Source organism: Bdellovibrionota bacterium, assembly GCA_040386775.1.
Taxonomy (GTDB): Bacteria; Bdellovibrionota; Bdellovibrionia; order Bdellovibrionales; family JAEYZS01; genus JAEYZS01.
Genome location: JAZKEU010000011.1, coordinates 18,556 through 39,264, shown reverse-complemented (window position 1 = coordinate 39,264; position 20,709 = coordinate 18,556). Strand labels below are relative to the sequence as shown.

At 38.4% G+C, this 20,709-nt stretch carries 21 protein-coding genes and 1 pseudogene; 11 read left to right on the top strand and 11 right to left on the bottom strand.

Annotation, left to right across the window (positions count from 1 at the left end):
* Positions 1–37 precede the first annotated feature (37 nt).
* Together V4596_05960 and V4596_05955 are read left to right on the top strand one after the other, a co-directional pair.
* On the top strand, positions 38–319 hold the full coding sequence (locus V4596_05960; protein MES2768675.1) for a helix-turn-helix transcriptional regulator: 282 nt from the start codon (positions 38–40) through the stop codon (positions 317–319).
* 30 nt (positions 320–349) lie between these two features.
* Entirely contained in the window at positions 350–1,054 is a 705-nt protein-coding gene (locus tag V4596_05955) for a hypothetical protein (protein ID MES2768674.1), read from the top strand.
* Here V4596_05955 and V4596_05950 read toward each other — a convergent pair.
* From V4596_05950 to V4596_05940, 3 genes are read right to left on the bottom strand one after another with little or no spacing between them, the layout of a single operon-like run.
* The gene (locus V4596_05950; GenBank protein ID MES2768673.1) at positions 1,051–1,662 is read right to left on the bottom strand and encodes an iron-containing redox enzyme family protein; all 612 of its coding nucleotides are present in this window, start codon (positions 1,660–1,662) and stop codon (positions 1,051–1,053) included. The two genes, V4596_05955 and V4596_05950, sit on opposite strands and share 4 nt — an antisense overlap.
* Positions 1,663–1,680: 18 nt before the next feature.
* The gene (locus tag V4596_05945) at positions 1,681–2,373 is read right to left on the bottom strand and encodes a hypothetical protein (GenBank protein ID MES2768672.1); all 693 of its coding nucleotides are present in this window, start codon (positions 2,371–2,373) and stop codon (positions 1,681–1,683) included.
* 21 nt (positions 2,374–2,394) lie between these two features.
* Positions 2,395–3,711 carry an AMP-binding protein gene (locus V4596_05940; GenBank protein ID MES2768671.1) on the bottom strand — a complete coding sequence of 439 codons (1,317 nt, stop codon included), beginning with the start codon at positions 3,709–3,711 and terminating at the stop codon, positions 2,395–2,397.
* A gap of 90 nt (positions 3,712–3,801) precedes the next feature.
* Between V4596_05940 and V4596_05935 the strand changes: the two genes are divergently transcribed.
* The 4 genes from V4596_05935 to V4596_05920 all read left to right on the top strand — a co-directional run bounded on the left by V4596_05935 (position 3,802) and on the right by V4596_05920 (position 6,860).
* On the top strand, positions 3,802–5,019 hold the full coding sequence (locus tag V4596_05935) for an MFS transporter (GenBank protein ID MES2768670.1): 1,218 nt from the start codon (positions 3,802–3,804) through the stop codon (positions 5,017–5,019).
* A gap of 206 nt (positions 5,020–5,225) precedes the next feature.
* Positions 5,226–5,495, top strand: coding sequence for a helix-turn-helix transcriptional regulator (locus V4596_05930; GenBank protein ID MES2768669.1), 270 nt, complete (start codon positions 5,226–5,228; stop codon positions 5,493–5,495).
* 25 nt (positions 5,496–5,520) lie between these two features.
* Positions 5,521–6,222: a hypothetical protein gene (locus V4596_05925; GenBank protein MES2768668.1), complete on the top strand. Its 702-nt coding sequence runs from the start codon at positions 5,521–5,523 to the stop codon at positions 6,220–6,222.
* Positions 6,223–6,227: 5 nt separating this feature from the next.
* On the top strand, positions 6,228–6,860 hold the full coding sequence (locus tag V4596_05920; GenBank protein ID MES2768667.1) for an iron-containing redox enzyme family protein: 633 nt from the start codon (positions 6,228–6,230) through the stop codon (positions 6,858–6,860).
* Here V4596_05920 and V4596_05915 read toward each other — a convergent pair.
* Positions 6,857–7,561 (bottom strand): hypothetical protein, encoded by a 705-nt coding sequence (locus tag V4596_05915; GenBank protein ID MES2768666.1) that lies wholly within the window; start codon positions 7,559–7,561, stop codon positions 6,857–6,859. The genes V4596_05920 and V4596_05915 overlap by 4 nt on opposite strands.
* A gap of 5 nt (positions 7,562–7,566) precedes the next feature.
* Positions 7,567–8,868 carry a hypothetical protein gene (locus tag V4596_05910; GenBank protein MES2768665.1) on the bottom strand — a complete coding sequence of 434 codons (1,302 nt, stop codon included), beginning with the start codon at positions 8,866–8,868 and terminating at the stop codon, positions 7,567–7,569.
* A gap of 216 nt (positions 8,869–9,084) precedes the next feature.
* On the opposite strand from V4596_05910, the gene V4596_05905 reads away from it, so the two are divergent.
* Positions 9,085–9,588 (top strand): pyridoxamine 5'-phosphate oxidase family protein, encoded by a 504-nt coding sequence (locus V4596_05905; protein ID MES2768664.1) that lies wholly within the window; start codon positions 9,085–9,087, stop codon positions 9,586–9,588.
* Between the two features lies 1 nt (position 9,589).
* Here the strand turns inward: V4596_05905 and ahpF are convergent, their stop codons facing one another.
* Positions 9,590–11,146, bottom strand: coding sequence for an alkyl hydroperoxide reductase subunit F (gene ahpF / locus V4596_05900; protein MES2768663.1), 1,557 nt, complete (start codon positions 11,144–11,146; stop codon positions 9,590–9,592).
* 138 nt (positions 11,147–11,284) lie between these two features.
* Positions 11,285–11,851, bottom strand: a complete 567-nt coding sequence (gene ahpC / locus V4596_05895) for an alkyl hydroperoxide reductase subunit C (protein MES2768662.1) — start codon at positions 11,849–11,851, stop codon at positions 11,285–11,287.
* Positions 11,852–12,011: 160 nt separating this feature from the next.
* On the opposite strand from ahpC, the gene V4596_05890 reads away from it, so the two are divergent.
* On the top strand, positions 12,012–12,971 hold the full coding sequence (locus V4596_05890) for a LysR substrate-binding domain-containing protein (protein ID MES2768661.1): 960 nt from the start codon (positions 12,012–12,014) through the stop codon (positions 12,969–12,971).
* Positions 12,972–13,102: 131 nt separating this feature from the next.
* Positions 13,103–13,678, top strand: coding sequence for a hypothetical protein (locus V4596_05885; GenBank protein ID MES2768660.1), 576 nt, complete (start codon positions 13,103–13,105; stop codon positions 13,676–13,678).
* Positions 13,679–13,687: 9 nt separating this feature from the next.
* On the opposite strand, the gene V4596_05880 is transcribed toward V4596_05885, so the two are convergent.
* Together V4596_05880 and V4596_05875 are read right to left on the bottom strand one after the other, a co-directional pair.
* The gene (locus V4596_05880) at positions 13,688–14,929 is read right to left on the bottom strand and encodes a DEAD/DEAH box helicase (protein ID MES2768659.1); all 1,242 of its coding nucleotides are present in this window, start codon (positions 14,927–14,929) and stop codon (positions 13,688–13,690) included.
* A gap of 43 nt (positions 14,930–14,972) precedes the next feature.
* Positions 14,973–16,961: a hypothetical protein gene (locus V4596_05875; protein ID MES2768658.1), complete on the bottom strand. Its 1,989-nt coding sequence runs from the start codon at positions 16,959–16,961 to the stop codon at positions 14,973–14,975.
* Between the two features lie 473 nt (positions 16,962–17,434).
* Between V4596_05875 and V4596_05870 the strand changes: the two genes are divergently transcribed.
* Both V4596_05870 and V4596_05865 read left to right on the top strand, forming a co-directional pair.
* Positions 17,435–18,418: an HNH endonuclease signature motif containing protein gene (locus V4596_05870; protein MES2768657.1), complete on the top strand. Its 984-nt coding sequence runs from the start codon at positions 17,435–17,437 to the stop codon at positions 18,416–18,418.
* Positions 18,419–18,500: 82 nt separating this feature from the next.
* Complete coding sequence (locus V4596_05865) at positions 18,501–19,070, top strand: M23 family metallopeptidase (GenBank protein MES2768656.1); 570 nt, start codon at positions 18,501–18,503, stop codon at positions 19,068–19,070.
* 95 nt (positions 19,071–19,165) lie between these two features.
* Here the strand turns inward: V4596_05865 and V4596_05860 are convergent.
* Both V4596_05860 and V4596_05855 read right to left on the bottom strand, forming a co-directional pair.
* A pseudogene (locus V4596_05860) lies at positions 19,166–19,888 on the bottom strand (ABC transporter ATP-binding protein).
* A partial coding sequence (locus V4596_05855) for an ABC transporter permease subunit (protein MES2768655.1) occupies positions 19,885–20,709 on the bottom strand: 825 nt, incomplete at its 5' end. The pseudogene V4596_05860 and the gene V4596_05855, both read right to left, overlap by 4 nt.

Here is a 20,709-nt window from a genome sequence, read left to right as displayed (position 1 = left end):
TTTGCTATAAGATCTAAGGTTTCTGTATATTGGCCGGATGGATCAAACATCATTTTTAGAATTAGGTAAGTATCTTAGAGAAAAGAGATTGAGTAAGAAGTTAACTCAAGTTCAAGTGGCAAAGTCCTTGGGCTATACGTCTCAATTTATTGCGAATTGGGAGCGAGGGGTGTCTTCGCCGCCATTGGAAGTTCTAAGACAAGTTATAGACATGTATAGCATTAATTTAAGAGATTTCTCTCATACGATAAATGAGATTCAACAAGATTATTGGAAGAGAAATATTTTTTCTAAAAAGTCTAAAAATAAAAACAAGTAATATGACTAGCTTAAAAGGAATTTAAATAAAATGGAATTAGATTTAAATCATAAGAAAAACGGACTCTATCTTTTCGAACAAACCTTGCCAATATTCATGAGATTCTGCGAAGAATTGGCGCTTATCACAACCGCTTACAACATCAAGATGGTACCATACAATTCAGTTGGAATTAATAAATTCATTTCTTTAGATTTAAGCCAACAATTCGAAATTCTAAATTCTTTAAAGAGTTATCTCCAGCAACTTACCGAAGCTTCTTTGAAAAAAATAGAAATGCGCAGCGATGGTCGTCTTCATGCATGGTCCTCCTTGACTGGATTGGGATTTGTTCCTTCAAAAGATTTATTCGATAAAATTTCTCCTACAGATATCATTGAAATTTATGATGTGAGCTCGCTTCAGCTGTTTCGTAGCTTTGAATTGTACAATCACATTAGCTATTCGTTTAGCGAATTGTTTTGTTTTCCGTGGATGGAACTCTTTGAAAGAGATAGTTTTGTTGGGCAAAGAATGCTGAACGCTTCAAATGAGGTATTATCTGGAAAAGGTAACGACGTCTATCTGACGAATATGCCTAATCATATCGTAAAAGAAAAATTCTCAGTTTCTAAGCACTGGATAGAAATGAAGCACAGACTTATGGCTCCATTGAATAGAGCAGACGGCTCTCGAGCAGGTTTTATAAACGTTTTTGAAATTGTAAATTACGGTTCAGAAAAATCTAGTACTTAAGATTTCGTTTTGTATCCAGATAAAATCTGGAGATAAAGCATTGCCGCCTGCCTCAGACAATCTCTAAAACAATCCATTTCATATTTATTAAGATGCTCCAAATTCTTTAGGCCTTCCTCAAAATGGGTTGAGTCTTCTTCAGCGTGGGTCTTTAAGAATGAAGCCGTACTGTTTCCGTGTGCTTTAATGATTCTATTGTATGCCATCAGAGCTTTTTTGGAAGCCAAACCCTCTAAGAGATAAGCGTATCCCCAGTGTGCGGCAGGAGTTTCGTGCTCGATCCAATAATATTGTGTTTGATAGAAGGCTTGGGTTTCTGGTCTTTCCGTATGGTTATTGATAGAGTCTTTTATTGCTTCAAGATCATTCAAAAGTAACAAGTCATGGGAAGATTCTTCTTTTAAATGTTTAAGGGCTCGATACTGCTGAGTCCGATTTTTAACTCCCCAGCGACTGGCGGTCAAAGCTAAAAAACAAGTTGTGTGCCTTACAAAATAATAAGTTTGAGCCAGCCAATGACCATAAGCCTTTTTATCTTCCCAAGGGAAATTTTCAAATTCATTTCCAACTTTTTCTATCAACATGTGGAGTTCAGTTTTTATATCCATAATTCCTTATCACTAGGCTTAAGCTGCAATTTTTTGCTTTTCTTTGACAGAAGTATAATCTGTGCGTTCATTCCAGAGCCTATCAATTAATGAGCTGATACTCAAATCATCATGAACCTTAGTTTTTTCTCTGAAGATAGCCATTAGACTAACAGGTGTATTGTGCATTTCTAAGCCACCTACAATCACTTCGCCACCATGTTCTGCCACCATCCTGTCTACCTTGACATCGACACGGGAAGGAGCCGTTAATACGCTTATATTATGAAGCTTCTGATGCTGGCAAGCCAATCCAATCAGCACTGTACCCAGAGAGACTCCGCAGTTCTTTTTTCTCCAGTCAGGAGCTACAGCAAGATATTCTACAGACATCACCGTAGATCCTTTGCGCTGATTGAGTTGTACAAAGTATTCTTCGTTAAAACCTTCGACAAAGTAGCTATGATTTTTGGAAGCAAGGCTTTTGAGATGGAAGAAACTGTAAAGATGTTGTCCTGCGATCTCGTCTCCATCCATAAGAAGTGTGACGAGATCTTGTCTCCAGAAATGATCAGCATTAACGGTGTCATCCGTTCCATTTTCTTTAAAAATATTGTTCCAAAAATTTTTCCAATAGAGAAAAGCTTTATTGTGTAAAGCGTGCAAGCTCTGATCCTCTGGAAATTTTCCTGAAATTATAATGTATTTCAAATGATTTGTATTTTTAATCATGGCCGTAACCTTGTCCTTAATTTAAATTCGTTTGTCAGATACTCTACGCAACTTTCCTGTTCTTGGATTAATCTCTAATTGATCTGGAGTAATCCATTCTATTTGGAGAGGTTCGATCCCTCCTTCTTGAATTATTTCAGTATAAAGTGGGCGGACGCGTATGAGTTCATTTATAATTTCTTGAGAATGTTGGTGCAGCTTTTGAGAGGGCAGGCGGCTTGCTATTTTGATAACAAGACAATCTCTCTTGCTCTGATGTAGCGTCAGCAGTTGGAAATCAACAATCTGAAGTTTTTCCCGGTAAGCTTCTAATAAAGTTCTCACATCATGAACATAAAATTTAACGCCCCCAACGCAAGCGGCCTCTTCGGATCTTCCTAGCAATTTGAATTTTCGGTCTGGATTTCCTTTTTTCTCGACCCACATTCCTCTGTCTCCAACAGGGTATCGAACAATAGGCATAAGTTTTCTATAAAGGTTGGTGACAACAATTAAGCCTTCTTGATTTTCTTTTTCTATAACTTCATGAGTCTTTTCATCAATAATTTCTATGACAGTATGTTGACTGAAAACACGGTGCTCATTAACTTTGCATGTACGATCCGCGTAGCCTAACATTCCGGCATCGACACTGGCATAGCCTATAGAAAATACTTGAGCATCAGGAAAAATTTCTTTTAATCTTTTTCTCTGATCCTCAAAAAGAGGCTCGCCTGCAAAAAATATTTTTTTAATTTGATGGAAATTGAAGTCCAGAGAATTTTTCTTAATATGCTCTGCAAAATTCATAAGTGTGGTTGGAACACTTGCAATTGCATTGGCTTGGAATTCTTGGAGAATTTGTGGAATTTCTGAAAGCTCTATGTGGGATGCAATAGGGAGTTGAACAACATTTGTAGGGCAGGATTCTAGATATCTTGTCGTGAAGATAAATGATCCATACATATTTCCAACAGGAAAGAGATTCGCAAGGACGTCTCCGGAATCAATTGCGCCTTTCGCAAATCCTTCTCCCGTTGTTTCAGTATAGATTTTCCACTCTGCGTGTGTGAAGGCGGAGAATTTAGGATTTCCTGTCGTCCCACCACTGCGGAGAACTAGTCCATTGGTCAGGTTTGAGGTCAGAACTTTGCTATTGGGCAGAGTATTAGCAGTCCAAAAAGCATCTTGTGGGGTAAGAGGAAGATCTTTGAGTTGGAGAATGTCAGGAAGATCTTGATACAAACTTTTATAGAACGGAGAATGCTTTCGTACAAAGTGGATAAGTTCTTGGGGAGATAGTATTCCTTCGATTGAAGACGACACCTGTGGAGGTTGAATTTTTAAAGCCTTACTCATGTTTATTTTATCGGATATTCAATAACAATTGTTAAATTTAAATTCATTTTGTAGCTAGACATAGGATGCAATCAAATTTAGCATAATATTATGGAAACAAAAAAAGATTATAAAGTTATTTTAACAATTGCTGTGGCGGCCTTGGGTTACTTTGTCGACATATACGATCTAATATTATTCAGTGTCGTGAGAGTGCCCAGTTTAAAAGACTTAGGCTTAAATGAAGCAGAGATTTTAGATCAAGGTCTTTTGCTTTTGAATATTCAGATGGCAGGAATGTTACTGGGTGGAGTTTTTTTTGGAGTTTGGGCCGATAAAAAAGGGCGTCTCAAAGTATTGTTAGGTTCTATCTTGATGTACTCTCTGGCAACGTTTTTAAATGCTTTTGTTCAGGACGTAACTTCTTACGCGATTTTACGATTTATCGCAGGGTTTGGGCTTGCTGGAGAATTGGGAATTGGTATTACGCTTGTTTCAGAACTCTTACCTAAAGAAAAAAGAAGTTATGGTACTATGGCAATTGCGACGATTGGAATGTCTGGCGCTCTTTTGGCGTGGCCGATTGCAAAGCATTTTGATTGGCGTACGGCGTATATTATTGGTGGGGTGATGGGGATTTCCTTGCTCTTACTCAGAGTAAAAATTTTAGAATCAGAGCTTTTTAAAAAAGTAGAGCAATCACCAGCTCGGCGTGGAGATATTTTGTCTCTCTTTACGCACAAAGAAAGATTCTATAAATTTTTGGCCTGCATTCTTGTGGCAATTCAGCTCTGGTACATCATGGGAATATTGATAACGTTATCCCCGGAATTCACTTCGAGTTTAGGTATCAGTAAAGATATAGTTGCTGGAGAATCTATTTTTTATTGTTATATTGGAGTTATAGTTGGTGGATTCTTGAGTGCATTGGTCAGTCAGGTTTTAAAAAGCAGAATAAAAGCCTTAATTATTTTTATGATACTCTCTTCTTCTGGAATTATTGGTTATTTTTTCTTAAAAGATATTTCTAGTCGTATGTTTTATATTTTTTGTGTCTACATGGGAATTGCGAGTGGCTACTGGGCAATATTTGTTCAAGTTGCAGCAGAGCAATTTGGCACAAACATTCGCGCTACAGCCACGACGGCAATTACTAATTTTGGTAGAGCCACACTCATTCCACTTTCCATGTTGTTTGTTTATCTCAAGGCAAATCAGGGAATAATGATGGCAGGGCTTTTTGTTGGTATTTTGACAATAGTTCTTTCTATCGGTCCACTTTTTTATCTAAAAGAATCCTTTCATAAGAACTTAGATTATGTAGATTAATTAAAAATTAACTCTCTGGCACGAAGGATGTATTTAGAACTGTAAAAATAATGGACAGTTTTGTTTTAATAAAATTTGTATAATATTAAAAATACTCAGATTTAAACAAAAATGCTATTTCTATCTTGTAGAGTACATATAAGGTATTTCTTCCATGTTAGAATTATGACAATTGATAAATATTAGAATCGTGGTAATATTGGCCCATGGATAATATATCATTTACAGAGTTAGGAATTTTTTTGCGCCAGAAACGTATTCAACGTAAATTAACCCAAGTTCAAGTTGCCAAAGAGCTAGATTACAGTTCGCAATTTGTCGCAAATTGGGAAAGAGGAGTATCATCTCCGCCTTTGGAAGCACTTAGGAAAATCGTTGAAATTTATAAAATTTCACCTAAGGAATTTTACAGCGTAATGACTGCGATACATTTAGATTTTTTTAAAAGAAGTATTTTTAGTAAAAAAACTAAATAAATATTTCACTTGAAGGAGAAACTTTATGGAAATCAATATGTCTATAAAGGTACCAAAAGGAAGAGTATCTACAGAAACTCTTCCGATTTTTCTAAATTACTGTGTAGAACTTTCGAATATGGTTTCGGCATACAATATACAAATTGAATCTTATAATACCATCGGTGTTGAAAAGTTTCTTTCATTGAGTCTAGAGAAACAACTCGAGATTCTAACGGTTATGAAAACTTACTCCACCCAGCTGATGGAAGCCTCTGCAAGTAAAATTGATCTCATCGGCGACAACCGTAAGTATGCATGGTTCTCCATGAGAAGTATGGGATTGCTACCTCCTGATGATCTTTTTGATAAAATTGATGAAAAAGATATGATTGAGGTCTACGATGCTGCCTCTATTCAGATATTCAGATCTCTGGAATTGTATAGATATATGAGTTACTCGTTTAGCGAAATTTTTTGCTTTACGTGGATGGATCTGTTTACGAGAGATAGTTTCGTTTTTAAAAGAATTTCTGAAACCGTGTCTCAAATTCTTTCAGGAGAAATCAGCGGTGTATACACGCCAAATTTCCCTGTTCATTACGCAGAAGAAATTTTTTCGAACAAAAAAATATGGATCAAAATGCAATCGGCGCTAATGTGTCGTTTGTATCGTATCGATGGTTCTGTTGGTGGATTTTTACATACTTTTAAAATTCCAGAACACGGTTCCTTAGTTAAAACATAATATCCATGAAGTCAGTAGAAAACGACTTGCAATCGACTATAAATGAACTGGGCCAAACGGTAAAAGCCGTAGGCAAGATATTTCATCAATTCCCCTGGAATGATAAGAACCACTACAGTCAATGGCTAGCTCAAACATACTATTATGTGAGACACACTACGTGTTTTATTGCTTTAATGGCTGCGCATTGGGGAGTGAAAAATCGAGAAAGGCAGTATCAAGCCTTAGGGTTTCTTAATGGTGAATCTGCACATGATTTATTGGCTTTAGATGATTTAAAGCACATGGGTCTATCTATTAAGAGTTTTGTAGAACTTCCAGAAACAAAAGTATTTTATCAAAATCAATATTACTTTATAGAGCACGTTAGTCCGGCAGCTCAATTGGGTTATGCATTTTTGTTGGAAGGCATTGCTTCTCAAGAAGCAGCGAGAGCTTATAAGATCGTGGCAGAAACCCATGGGGAACAAGCTGGAAGATTCTTGAGAATTCATTCAGAAGAAGATGTCGGGCACTATGAAGAAGGTCTCAAATTGTTAATGGGACTCACGAGAGAAGAGTTACAAGCTTTTCGCGATAGCTTAAGGCAAAGTGCAATGCTCTATACTCAAATATTAAACTCGATACAAAAAATTTAAGCCGCACTCTTTTTCTTCACTTTTAGCATTGGCGTGTCTTGAGATAAATCTTGTCTTTGATTCCATAGTTTTTTGGAGAGAAGTGGTACTGCCGAATCAGGGTAAACTTTGATATTCTTTCTAAAAATAGCAATAAGTTCGGCTGGCTCGTCATAGAGATCAATATCGGTGATCAATGCCTCTGCACCCAGCTGTTTGAGTACGGAGGGTACCACAGAATTTTTTCTTGCAGCACCAATTAAAACTTCATTCTCAAATTGCTTCAAGTGTTCACAGGCTAAACTGAATATGACTGCCGACATAGGAACTCCAGATTGGTTTTTGCGCCAGTGCGGAGCTATTCCGATGGATTCCATAGTCATAAAATTAGTAATGCCTTGTTCTTTGAGCCTGGCAAAAAAATCTTCCGTATAGTTATTGATCAAGTAGGAGTGATTGTTAGAGGTGAGGCTTTTGAGATTAAAAAAAGAATAAAAAATCTGTCCTACAATTTCATTGTCGTTAATAATAAGCCCAATAAGGTCTTGGCGCCAAAGATTGTCTGCGAGTACTTGGTGATTTAATTTTTTTTCTTCAAAAATTTTATTCCAAAAATTTTTCCAGTACAAAAAAGATTTATTGTGCAAATCCTGTGCAATAGGATCATTCGGAAATTTCCCAGGAAGAATAATATATTTTAATTGTTCCAGTTTTTTATTCATAAATACTATTCTCTCTGATCAATGACTCGTTTAATTTTACCGGTTTTTAGGCTGGTAATTAAATGCTCAGGCAGCACCCACTCTATAAGAATACAAATATTTTGGGCCTCTAATATTTCTGTTTTTGGCCTTGAGTTTATGAGTTGACTGATGATTTCTTTTTCATATTTTTCATGAGTCTTTGGTGCGGAAAGTGTCGCTATCTTTATCGTGAGGTGGTCTTTAAGATTTTTGTGTTCGAGGATCATCTGAAAATCGACGAATTGAATTTTATTTTTATATGTATTTAAAAGGTTTCGAACTTCACTGACATAAAATTTTATGCCACCTGCTCTTGCCGCTTCATCACTGCGACCTAGCAGCTTAAATTTGCGGTCTTTGCCTGTGGTGTTTTCCACCCACATCCCACGGTCCCCAGCTGGATAACGAATGATAGGCATCAATTTTCTGAATAAATTGGTAATGACGATAATTCCTTCTTTGCCAGGGACATCAATATTTTTTAGGGTATGCTCATCCAGTATTTCGACGTGAATGTAATCATCAATGGATCTGTATTCGTCTTTACCGCAAGTTTTATCATGATAACCAATCAGTCCGGCGTCAGAGCTTGCATAACTGATCGGATAAATTGCTGCATTTTTAAAAATAGATTTAACCAAATTTTCTTGATCACTAAAGAAAAAATCTCCGGCAAAAAATATTTTTTTGATGTAGGAACCATCCATTTTGTTTTTTCGAAGGTGATCAGCCAAACCAATGATCGTACCAGGTACTCCCATTAAAACATTGGGTTTAAATTGTTCTAGAATTTCACCCATTTCTTGATTCGAAGTGTGTCCGGCGATAGGCAAATGAACCACGTCAATAGGACATAGCTCTAAAATTCTAGTAGCAAAAAGATATGAGCCGTATAGACCGCCAGCAAAAAATAGATTGGCCACACGGTCCTTGCTCTCAATATGGCTTAAGCCAAATTTTTCACCGGCGAGTTGCGTGCATATTTCCCATTCGAGTTTGGAATATACAGAAAATTTTGGATTGCCAGTCGTGCCTCCACTGCGAAGTAAAATTCCATCATCCTGTGGACCCGTGAGTAACGTATTTTTGGTGGACTTGTTCGATTCCCAAAACTTTTCACTTGGTGTGAGTGGAAATATTTCGAGGGGAGCGATATCGGGAAGATTTTTATGGAGTTCCTTATAAAAATTAGAATATTGACGAGCATATTTTATGAGCTCATTAATATTTAGGGAATTGTGACTGGATAATTTTTTGAAAGCGTCCATGCTTTTCTTATCGGCCATTTGAAATATTAATAAATATAGTTAAAGTTCTCTTTTTTAAATGCAGGTAAAATGCAGGCAGTTCCTGGTCTCTTAGGGATTTAGGTCCAGTTCAATAAATATCTTATGCACTTTTTTGCTTTTGTTTAAAGCTACTTTGTAGATTTAGTCACTTTCTCTCATTGTTATAGAAAATCATACCAATTGAAAAGATAATGGTGCTTTAAAGGAGTACCTATGAAGAATACTGATTTATCGCCAGAACAATCGATCAAAAAAGTTGGAGAACTCATCAAAGACATTAAGTTTGCTATGCTCTGTACTACAAATCCAGAAGGACATTTGCATTCAAGGCCTATGACGACTCAAGAAGATGAATTTGATGGCACGCTTTGGTTTTTTACAAGTAAAGATTCAGGAATCAAAAATGATTTGGATTCCAGCAGTGAAGTGAATCTGGCGTATGCAAATCCCAATGGGCATAGCTATGTTTCGATTTGTGGAACCGGGAGCTTTGTAGATGATAAAGCTATCAAAGAAAAATTTTGGAAGCCTGCTTACAAAGCTTGGTTTGTTGAAGGTTTAGATGATCCTAAATTAACTTTACTCAAAGTAGATGCTCATCATGCGCAATATTGGGATACACCATCTGCGGTTGCTTATGTTTTAAATCTTGCAAAATCTGTGATCACCGGCAAAAGCTATTCTGCTGGCGATAATCAAAAGGTGGATTTAAACTAAATCAATGAGCATACATTCTGTCTTCGAATGCGGCGAGGGCAGCTTTTGCACCTTCGCCCATGGCGATGATGATTTGTTTGTATGGAGTCGTTGTTACGTCTCCTGCGGCATAGATGCCTTTGACAGAGGTTCTTCCTTTTCCATCCACTACAATTTCACCAAACTTGGTAAGTTCCACAGTATCTTTCAAAAATTGGCTGTTCGGCACTAGCCCGATTTGAATGAACACCCCGTCTAAAGGCATTTCTTCTAATTTTTCTGTTTTCCTATTTATATAATTCAGCGATGTTACTTTTTTTCCGTCGCCGGCGATCTCTTTTGTTTGAGCACTGGTGATGATTGAAACATTGGGAAGTGATTTTAACTTATCTACCAAAATTTGATCTGCTTTTAATGTATCGTTGTATTCAAAGAGCACCACCTCTTTCACGATTCCGGCTAAATCTATTGCAGCTTCCACACCAGAATTTCCTCCGCCCACAACGGCAACTTTTTTACCTTTGTAGAATGGTCCATCGCAATGCGGGCAGTAGGCGACGCCTTTGCCCATGAATTCTTTCTCACCAGGAACACCGAGCTCGCGCCACTTTGCTCCTGTTGTAACGATGATGGAATTTGCGGTTAAGTATTCGCCACTCTCTAGTTCAATTTTTTTATCAGCACCTTGTCCGATACTTTTTACTCTTCTGTTTTCTAAAAGTTCAATTGGATATGCAGCGACGTGCTGAGTGAGTTGAGCGGCAAGTTGAGGTCCCTCGGTGTATATGACAGAAGTTAGGTTTTCGATTCCTTTTGTCTCGGAAACTTGACCGCCGATTTTCTCGGTGATCATGGCAGTCTTGAGACCTTTTCTAACGGTGTAGATCGCGGCTGAAGCACCTGCGGGGCCACCGCCGATAACAACAACATCGAATTTTCCTAAATCTTTTTTCAAGACTTCGCTTTTGGCTTTGGATTCATCCACGCCAAAGGTTTCTTCTAATTTTTCTAATAAATCGATAAGTTTAATTCTACCTGAGTGAATTAAATTTCCGTCGACGATCAAGCTAGGCACACCTTGAATGCTGAGGGATTTCACTTCGTCTTGGTGGTATCCACCATCGATAATGTCATGTTTAAAATCACCATGAATAAGTGCAATTTGATTCAGAGTTTGAACCACATCGGGGCAGTTCTCGCACTCCAGTGACATATAGGTTTTTATGTGAATTGGTTTTTTTAATCTCTTGATTCTGTTGGCGATAAATTCTTCCGGCAACTTTCCTTTACCGTCTGCATTTAAGATCGCAAGGATAAGAGAGGTGAATTCATGTCCACCGGGGATTGCTTTAAAAGTAATTCCTGTATGCTTATTTTTGTATTCAATATGAAATTCTGGAGACTTTGTTTTTTGACCAGATGATTTTGCGATAATTTTAGCATTGGTTTCTGCAATGCCGTTAAGCATTTCTACCAATTCATTTTGATCCGCTTCGGACTCACTGTAAACAAGTTCTACGTTATTTTCTAGCGGAGCAAATACTGTTTTGAGTTGGTCTTTTAAATCTTGGTCTAACATAAGAGCCTCCGCGAAAATAGTTAATATAAACAGCCGAAAATTTAAAGAGACGGTTCTAAAGTTGGCCTGATTTCCTAGCTAACGAGGCCGATGAAATTCATTTTTAAAATGATTTCGGTCGGCCTTGTTATCGGCTGTTTAAATTTTGCCTACTAGGTCTAATCCTGGCTTCAGTGTTTTTGCTCCTGGAGTCCATTTTGCTGGGCAAACTTCACTTGGGTTCTTTGCAATGAATTGTGCCGCTTGGGTCTTGCGAAGTAATTCATCCGCATTTCTTCCGATTCCGTTGTCATGAAGTTCTGCAACTTTAATTTGTCCTTCTGGGTTTACAAGGAATGTTCCGCGATAAGCCAAACCTGCGTCCTCAATGTACACGCCGAAAGCTTTTGCTAAGTGAGCTGTTGGATCTGCTAGCATTGGGTATTTAATTTTTTTGATTGTTTCTGAAGTGTCATGCCATGCTTTGTGCGTGAAATGAGTGTCTGTACTTACGCTGTAAATTTCTACGCCCATCTTTTGGAATTCAGCGTATTTATCTGCCATGTCACCCAATTCAGTTGGGCAAACGAATGTGAAGTCAGCAGGGTAGAAGAAAAAGATAGACCATTTTCCTTTTAAATCTTTTTCTGTAACAGTTACGAAATCACCTTTGTGATAAGCTTGAGCTTTAAACGCTGGGATTTGGCTATTGATAATTGTAGACATGTATTCCTCCGGGTGTTGGTTAAGACTTTTAGGAAAGTCCTTTGTATAAGTACTTACTTTACGGTATCTGCCTGGCATTGTGAAATCGATAATTAATTAAAGTTGATAGATTTTATCTATTATGATAGAGTGTCAAAATTACTAGTGATTCGGAGGACTTATGAATACCAAATTGACCTTCTCTATAACGCAGATGGAATATGTGATGGCGGTGCACAAATTTGGGCATTTTGCTAAGGCCGCCGAAGCCTGTTTTGTGACTCAACCGACACTCAGTATGCAGATCCAAAAAATGGAAGAGGATTTGGGTATTATAATATTTGATCGCTCCAAGAAACCGATTCTACTCACCGAGGTCGGAGAAAAATTAGTAGAACAAATCCAATCCATTCTTTTTGAAGTCAAAAAAATCGAAGGAATAATTCAAACCAATGAAAAAGGCGTAATCAAAGGGGAATTGCTTTTAGGAGTGATTCCCACAATTGCTCCTTATTTACTTCCAAAGCTTTTACCAGTTTTAGAAAAGAAATTTCCTCAGCTCAATTTGAAAATCATGGAGCTGCAAACAGATCAAATTATAGCAGCGCTAGACAATGATGAAATTGACGTAGGAATTTTAGCAACACCAACTAAAACACCAAAAATGTTTGAGTTGCCTCTGTACTACGAGACCTTTTCGCTTCTCTGTAAGAAATCTCATCCTTATGCTCAATCTAAAAAGATCAAATACTCTGCTTTAAGACGGGAAGACATTTGGCTCTTGGCAGAGGGACATTGCATGAGACATCAAGTTCTAGATATTTGCTCCTCTAAAAATTTTAAAGATGAAAATCGGAAATTTAAATTTGAAAGTGGGAGTTTGGAAACTCTCAAGAATCTTGTGGAATCTTATGGTGGGTATACGCTTCTGCCAGAGCTTGCATCGAATACGATCGGAGATCACACACAACTCATTCCTTTTGAGCGTCCGATCCCTGCAAGGGAGGTGGGGTTAATATATCGACGCGAACACTATAAGAATAATCTTATTGAGGCTCTAGGTGAAGCCATCGTTAAAAGCATTCCAGAAGAAGTCAGAAAAATTCGACCTAAAGATTTAGATGTCTTGCCAATCAATTAATAATCAACAGCAGAGTGCAGTAATTTGACAACACTGCATAGGTATTTGGCTCGTATTTTTAGTATCAAGTTCGTTCACTTTTCACCCGATATGTATATATCTGAGACACTGTATATATTGAGGAGGTTGGTTTGAAGAAGTTGAGTTATAAGCATATTGGTTTATTTGTGATTTTTAGTATGATGCTCACGACAAACTTACTCTTTGTAAACTGCGGTGGAGCAGCGAGAACCTCAAACAATTCTTCTAACAATGGTACGGGGAATGACACTGGTGGTGATGGGGATGTGAGTCTTGAAGACCTGTCGGTGCTTGAAGGCGGATGGATCATGGGAAGATGTTCTGTTTACGCAGCAGCAGCTTCCTTGAGACATTTTTATCAATTTACTCAAACGAGTGAAACAAGAATTTCACATGTCAGTAACCAACTTATGTACTCAAACAACAGCTGTGCATCTCCAGGTTCCCATATGGGCGCTACAAATTTTGGAAATGTTGAGTTTGATAGCACTGTAACCTATGGAACTAGAAAGTTTTTTAGAGGCACATGGACTGCCCCGAGCGGATCTGTTCAAGAAATGATCTATGCTTTTAAAACTCCGACCTTAATTTGTATATTCTCAGATACAGGATTTACAAATGCAGCCAGTATAAATTCTTATGTGAATCAGGTTTCTGATTTGGATTGTTTTTCAAAGTATAATTAAAAAGTACAATTAAAGATCTTTTAGAATTTGAGAGTGGAAGTTTTTTACTTCGGCGCTCGCCCTGATGGCATTTGGATTCCATCCGGACAAAAAGAGCGCGTCGGAGGATTTGACTCTTGAAAGAGCCACGTAGGCCTGGCCGGCCTCGAAGACCCTTGATAAATCAATTGTTGCTGCGTCGAGTGTAATTCCTTGAGATTTATGGATTGTCGTCGCCCAGGCAAGGTTCACTGGAAAATTTTCGGCAGCGGCAACCACTTCGCCTTCGGCGTTCATATAAGAAAATGTTTCGGGTTCGAGTTTTGCGGTATTTCCATTGAGCATTTCTACACGGAGTTCGCCCTCTTTTGCGGATTTTACCGTACCTAGAGTTCCATTCACGTATGCCCCTTGAGGATCATTTTTTCTGATCATGACTAGGGCGCCGATTTTCAATTGGAGAACTTCCGGTACGGGAGAGGCTTTCTTGATGGCTTCCAAAAACTTTGAAGAGCCAGAGTATGCAGTCTTGAAAGTCAGAAGATCACCCTTTAAGTTTGAAAGTTTTGTGAGGTTATAATCTTCTACAGAGTTTCGGTGAGAGAATAAAATTGTTCCGGTAAAATCATCTGTAGGTTTTTTGATTTTAGAATTTAAGAATTCATTCACTTCAAAATTCACTTGGCCATTTCTAATAAAGTTTAAAACTCTCAAGAATTTTTCATCTGTCGATCTCATGATAGTTTTGAGATAGGCCACTTGAAAGTTGCTATTTTCCCAAGTGTGATTCTGAAAAGCCCAGTCTTTTTCTTTTCCACCAATGCTGACGGGCGGGAGTTGTCCAAAGTCTCCGACAGCAATGATTCTGATTCCACCCCAAGGAACTTGAGATTTTCTAACTTCTCTGCAGATATTTTCTGCCACCTCGAATGCTACGCCAGGAATCATGCTGATTTCATCAATGATAATGGTGTCGACGGTGTTGATTCTTTTCTTAAGTCTTCCGTCTTTTAAAGCTCGCTGGATTGTTTTTTCTGGGCCGCCTTCTAAAATGCCAAGACCAAAGAAACTATGAAAGGTAACGCCTTTAACGAGGACTGCGGCGGCCCCGGTGCTGGCAACGACGGGATGAGTTTTAGAATTTTTGTCTTTTAGAAAATGCTGAAGCAAAAAAGATTTTCCTGAACCAGCTACGCCAGTGAGAAAAATATTCTCTGACTTATTTAAAAGTTCCATTGCATTTTGTTGGCATTCTGTGAGTGTAAAAGACATTGGAATTACTCATATCGAATAATCCCGAGGCTGCCAAAGACAATTATGGAAGATTAGATAATAACCAGCCAAAGTCCGAATTTGTACCAAACCACCAGCTGTATTTTCTGGCAGGACTAATGCTAGATGAGCTTAAGTTTGCTTGGCAAGATGTCAGAAGAGCTGAGGCGTCGGTGGCCATTGTCGCAGAGTTTCTACCCAAGGCTTCTTTCGCCCAGTAAGCCTTCACTGTTGCACCCATAACATCGCAGGCGTGATCAATTTCTCCGGAGCCAGTGTTACCTAGATATGAAGATGCATAGTATGGAATTCTTAATCCACCTTCCGTCACGAGGCCGTAGTTGTGGATATAATCGCCGTAGTCGGCTAAATAAATAAGAGCGTTATTATCAAGAGACAAAATGTAGTATCTCCACACAGCATCAGCGATCAATGCGCCCATCCAAGGAGAGCACATCACATCAGGAATGGGTTCACTAGGATCGTGCTGATTTCTGGTGTGCAAAGGGCAACCGATTCTTGTCCAGCCATTTCCAGGATTTTGTTGCATGTTGAAAACGTTATTGAAAAGTGCTGTTGCTCTTGTGGCATCTGTTGCCAAACCTGTCGCATCGAATGCTGCAAGCGCTGCTAACATTGCATAGGCTTGGTTTCTCTCTGTCCAAAATCCTGTGCTTGCAGAGAATGTCGTTGGCCAACCGTTGTGTGGCAATCTGGTTCTCTCGATCACGGGAATTAAACTGGTGTCTCCTGTGATCATCATATCGTAGAGCATGGATTGTCCGTAAACGTATTTAGAATCACCGCCCAAGACAAAGCCACCACTGGAATTGATATTGGCTTTATAGAATTGCGAAGCTCTATGACCGCGTCTTAACCAGTCAACACTTCCGCTTCTGAAATACATAAAGTAAAGTGTTTGAGCTCTATCATACAGCCATGGTTCAGAAGTTGTTTGATGAGCGGTGGCATTTGCTGCTTGCGTAGAGAAGTCTGAAAATTCTGTATCAAACCAATTGTAAGAGGAAACTTCGTTCAAAGCAGTAGTTCTGGTTTTCAATAATGATTGGCTCAACCAACTTGGTGAATGCGTAACGTACACCCTTGGTTCTTGAACGTTTCCTGAGGCAGGGTATTCCGATGGATTTACGCCATTTGAAATTGGAACCCACGTGCTGGCTGCAGAGAAAGTCGAAGTGATGGTGTTTGCTCTGGCGGTTCCCCATTGGACTCTCATCGTTACAGGATTTCTATCTGTGAATGTGTAAGTGATACCAATTTGCACTGATTTTAATGAAATCGTTGTAGCAGGCGTCTGGAAATTTCTCCAATAATTAATTGCCGTCACAAAAGATGGAACTTCTGAGTTTGCAGAATTGAGTACGCGAATATTTGCCGTGCTTGCCACAAACCCTTTAGGGAAAGGTATACCGAATACAACATTGGTTGGTTGATTTAAAATTGTAGAGCTTTGCGGGTGTAAAGTGATATCCGTAGTTCCTGCTGTGACGGCGGGAACAAATAAGTTTCCGTTGGTTGTCGGAGTTCCGCAGGATCCGGTATCTAAAGTTGGACAACCGCCAGAACAAATAGATCCTACAGGAGAACATGTTCTCGCTTGCATTAACCTTCCATTCACACAGACCGGTGAACCAGAATTTGTGCAAGTTCCTGGTGTTGTATTACAAGCAGCAACTGTAACTCCACAAGATTGTGATAAGGATTGGTTTTGAGTTCCGCAAAGCAATGAATTAGGTTCAACAGAAGTTATGCCGTCCTCGGTCTTCATACATGTTGCTGTTCTTGTTTGTTGTACGCATGACGGTGAAGAGCAAGAAGTCCATGCACTCAGTTGCCAGGCATATGTAGTTACAGGATCAGGGGTGCCGGAAGAGCCTACGCTACTGGTTGCTGTTTTCATATTCCCGCAGTTCTGAAAAAGAGCAATCTGAGCAAAGGCTGCGCTTGATAGTAAAAAAATAATTAAAACATTTTTCTTCTTAATATTTTTTGTAGTTTGATTTTGAGACATACTTTCTTATCGGTAGGTTTTTAATGGAGAAAAGCATCAGTCTCAAATTGAGACAAATTATTCTAAAAGTATGCAAAAAATTAGTCTTCGCAAGATTTGAGAAAGTCGTTAAAAGTGTTAAAAGCGCCACCTACTTGTGTTTCGCAAGTGCTAAAAGAAAAAGTACCCCTTAGTTTTTCGTACTGTCGCTGCGTCAAAACCCAAAAAGTACCCTGCACCTTTATGTGTCGCTTGTGCGTTATTTAAAAACATTTTTTTAGAATAAAGTTGACGAGTTTATTGATGGATTAAATGAATTGCATTTAGTTATTTTTATATTTTCTTCTGTTTTTAATGTTATCTTCGTTGTGATTAATAGAAAGCCTTTATGTGTGTCTAATATCGTTTTATGAATATGCTTTTCAATTTTTAAATTTCTCAAATCTTTAAGTTTTAAATATCGTGGTATGTTCTTTTCATTAAAGGAGATACACATGAACTTAAAACATTTTTCAAATCAAAATTTACTAGAAAATGCCAAAAGACTTTCTAGTGAAGAAAGAAAAATAACTACCGAGATACTCCATCATTTAAGGGAGATAGAAAATAGAAAACTTCATTTGGAAATGGGTTTTTCAAGTATTTTTGAATATTGTTTAAGAGAACTCAAATACTCTGAGTCCCAAGCCCAAAGAAGAATATGTGCTATGAGATTAATTCGTGATCTTCCTGAAGTTGAAGCTAAAATCAAAGAAGGTTCTTTGAGCCTTTCCAATGCAGCCAAGATTCAAAGCTTTATCAGACAAGCTTATAAAGATGAAAAGCCCTTAAATCTTTCAGAAAAGAAAGAGCTCGTACAAAAGATAGAGAATAAATCGACGAGAGAATGTGAGTTAGAACTTATCAAGCTCTCACCTGAGCCTATAATCACAAGATCAAAGGAGAGAATAATCAGCGAAGAATATACGGAGCTTAAACTCACTATAAAAAAGGATCTTAAAGATAAAATAGACCAAGTTAAAAATTTACTCTCTCATCAAAACCCAGAAGGAGACTTGAACAAACTCTTAGAACTTATGTGCGATATGGTAATTAAGAAGAAAGACCCATCACAACGCAGAGCTTCTACCTCGCAACAAGTGGAATTAAAAAAAGAAGTGGAAGCTCAAAAGATAAATAAAAATGTTGTTGGAACTTTATCCAAAGAAATTTCAGATTCCAAGAATCGAAAAATATGTAAACCAGTTAATCGTTATATTCCAGGAACTATCAAGCAAGAAGTATACATGAGAGATAAAGGCTGTTGTACTTTCACTGATCAGAAAACAAAGAGAAGATGCAATTCAAAGCATTTAATCCAATACGATCACATAAAGCCTATGGCATTTAATGGTGAAACCACTGTTCAGAATTTAAGACTTTTGTGCTTTCAACATCATAAACTTGTTACAGAGCGAGTATTTGGAACTCCGTCATGAAGTCATGATTTTTGAGCTATTTATTTGCTTAAAATTATTCCTTTTGATGGACAAATCTGGTTCTCAGCGTAAAGATTGAATTATGAAGCTCCTTTACTCGGCTCTGATTCTATTGACGGGTTGTTCAACCGTGAATCCTTATTTGAATACAGATAGCAGCGCTTACAAAAAAATTTCAATTCCTTTAAACTCAGGAACAGCTTTCTTTGTGTCTCAAGGTACTTTTGGAAAAGCCTCGCATTCAGAACCTGGAAATGAATACTCTTGGGATTTTGATGTCCCTTTTGGTAGCGACGTCATTTCGGTTGAAGATGGAAAAGTAATAGAAATATGGGCGCCCAATAAAGGCGGAGGTTGCAATAGTAAATACTCTGAGTTAGCCCATAATATCAAAATCAAATCTAGCGACGGAACTGTCGCTCAATACGTGCACGTTGAAGCAATTATAAAACAAAACCAGAATGTAAAACGTGGTCAGGTTATAGCAAGAACTGCTAATAATGGATTTCTATGTCGCCCTCAACTCCATTTTGGAATCTATAATTCTGAGAGCGAATTGTATCGATCACCAACGAGAAAGACGCTCCCGCTGTATTTTGAAGGAATTGAAAACGGACTTGCCCTAGAAGGGCATAGCTATATTGCCCCTTAAACCCTGCTTTTACAATCAAGATATTTTCAAATAGACGCTGACTTGATAATCAGTGAAAAATGGCCGTTAACTACTATCAGCGAACTGATCTACTGAATGAACTCTCTCACAAAATCATTGGCAGGCTTTGATTTGATCTCGGCGGGGGTTCCTACTTGTAGGATTTTTCCTGATTTCATAATGACGATTCTATCGCTCATGGTGTTGGCTTCGATTTGATCGTGAGTCACATAAACAACGGTGAGTTTTAATTTTTTTTGAATATCACGGATGTCTTTTCTCATTTTTTCTCTTAATTTTGCATCCAAATTCGAAAGTGGCTCATCCAACAATAATACTTTGGGTTGCATCACCAAGCCGCGCGCCAAGGCTACGCGCTGTTGCTGACCACCGCTCAATTGGTTGGGCATTCTTTTTTCTAGGCCTTTCATTTCCACAAGCTCTAGCATTTTTAAAGTGCGCTCTTCGATTTCGGCTTTTGATTTTTTCTGAATCTTAAGTGGGTAGGCGACGTTATCAAAAACATTCATGTGTGGCCAAACAGCGTAGGATTGAAAAACCATTCCGATGTGACGTTTTTCTGGGGGAAGAAAGAACCCATTCTGTGGGTCCGAAACAAGATCATCTCCGAGGTAGATTTTTCCGCCGGTATTTTTTTCTAAGCCTGCAAGCATTCTCAGAGTTGTAGTCTTTCCGCAGCCTGATGGGCCTAAGAAAGAAACAAATTCTCCGTCTTGGATGATGAGATTAAAATCTTCAACCACGGTGACGTTGTTATCATATTGTTTTTGAATACCTTCAAATTTTACCTGACTCATAAACTATACCTTCCCTTAGATATTTTCTTTACGATCCAATTAATTAAAATCACCATCACTACAACCATGATCGCTAGCACCGAAGCGCCACCGCCACTTGCATCCGCGTATTCTTGCAACTGGAAAATTACTGTCCCTATTGTTTCTAACCCAGGACCTGTAAGAAGAATCGTCATTGTTAACTCACTCACTACCGGCATAAAAATTAAAAACCATGCCGCTACCATAGGTGCTTTCATAAGAGGAAGCCAAATGGTGGTCATAGTCTTGCCCCAGCCTGCACCAGAAACTCTTGCGGCCTCATCTAAGACATCATCAATTTGTCTATAGCCATCGGCCGTGGTCTTCATGGCAAAGCTTAAGTACTTAACAATATAGGCAAGAGCGAGCATGCCGAGAGTGTTGTATAAGCTTGGGCCGACTCCCATAATGCCATTGCTAAAAGCCAAGATTAACGCGAGAGCCACAACTGTTCCAGGAGTTGCGTAAGGAACGGAAGCAATCACATCTAAAAGATTTCTTCCTTTTAATTTTGTTTTTGTTTGGATGTAGGACAGGAAAACTCCAAGTAAACATGCAATGGTCGCAGCGCTGATTCCCAGGATTAAAGAATTAGAAAAAGCTCTTCCTGTTTCTTGGACATCAAATAAAGTTCTACGGAAATTTTCTAATGTAAAATTAGCTAAACCAAATTCACCTTGGACTTTGCTTAAAGCCGAAATTAAAATCCCACCCAAAGGTAAAATAAATCCTACGAACATAAAGGCGCAGACAGCAAAGATCGCAGGGATTTTCCATTTTCCCAATTCAATTAGACCAGG

What these genes read in the sequence shown, in the direction of transcription:
- V4596_05960 (MES2768675.1), top strand. Translation starts at nt 38, where the DNA reads ATGGATCAAACATCATTTTTAGAATTAGGTAAGTATCTTAGAGAAAAG.
- V4596_05955 (MES2768674.1), top strand. Translation starts at nt 350, where the DNA reads ATGGAATTAGATTTAAATCATAAGAAAAACGGACTCTATCTTTTCGAA.
- V4596_05950 (MES2768673.1), bottom strand. Translation starts at nt 1,662, where the DNA reads ATGGATATAAAAACTGAACTCCACATGTTGATAGAAAAAGTTGGAAAT.
- V4596_05945 (MES2768672.1), bottom strand. Translation starts at nt 2,373, where the DNA reads ATGATTAAAAATACAAATCATTTGAAATACATTATAATTTCAGGAAAA.
- V4596_05940 (MES2768671.1), bottom strand. Translation starts at nt 3,711, where the DNA reads ATGAGTAAGGCTTTAAAAATTCAACCTCCACAGGTGTCGTCTTCAATC.
- V4596_05935 (MES2768670.1), top strand. Translation starts at nt 3,802, where the DNA reads ATGGAAACAAAAAAAGATTATAAAGTTATTTTAACAATTGCTGTGGCG.
- V4596_05930 (MES2768669.1), top strand. Translation starts at nt 5,226, where the DNA reads ATGGATAATATATCATTTACAGAGTTAGGAATTTTTTTGCGCCAGAAA.
- V4596_05925 (MES2768668.1), top strand. Translation starts at nt 5,521, where the DNA reads ATGGAAATCAATATGTCTATAAAGGTACCAAAAGGAAGAGTATCTACA.
- V4596_05920 (MES2768667.1), top strand. Translation starts at nt 6,228, where the DNA reads ATGAAGTCAGTAGAAAACGACTTGCAATCGACTATAAATGAACTGGGC.
- V4596_05915 (MES2768666.1), bottom strand. Translation starts at nt 7,561, where the DNA reads ATGAATAAAAAACTGGAACAATTAAAATATATTATTCTTCCTGGGAAA.
- V4596_05910 (MES2768665.1), bottom strand. Translation starts at nt 8,868, where the DNA reads ATGGCCGATAAGAAAAGCATGGACGCTTTCAAAAAATTATCCAGTCAC.
- V4596_05905 (MES2768664.1), top strand. Translation starts at nt 9,085, where the DNA reads ATGAAGAATACTGATTTATCGCCAGAACAATCGATCAAAAAAGTTGGA.
- ahpF (MES2768663.1), bottom strand. Translation starts at nt 11,146, where the DNA reads ATGTTAGACCAAGATTTAAAAGACCAACTCAAAACAGTATTTGCTCCG.
- ahpC (MES2768662.1), bottom strand. Translation starts at nt 11,851, where the DNA reads ATGTCTACAATTATCAATAGCCAAATCCCAGCGTTTAAAGCTCAAGCT.
- V4596_05890 (MES2768661.1), top strand. Translation starts at nt 12,012, where the DNA reads ATGAATACCAAATTGACCTTCTCTATAACGCAGATGGAATATGTGATG.
- V4596_05880 (MES2768659.1), bottom strand. Translation starts at nt 14,929, where the DNA reads ATGTCTTTTACACTCACAGAATGCCAACAAAATGCAATGGAACTTTTA.
- V4596_05875 (MES2768658.1), bottom strand. Translation starts at nt 16,961, where the DNA reads ATGTCTCAAAATCAAACTACAAAAAATATTAAGAAGAAAAATGTTTTA.
- V4596_05870 (MES2768657.1), top strand. Translation starts at nt 17,435, where the DNA reads ATGAACTTAAAACATTTTTCAAATCAAAATTTACTAGAAAATGCCAAA.
- V4596_05865 (MES2768656.1), top strand. Translation starts at nt 18,501, where the DNA reads ATGAAGCTCCTTTACTCGGCTCTGATTCTATTGACGGGTTGTTCAACC.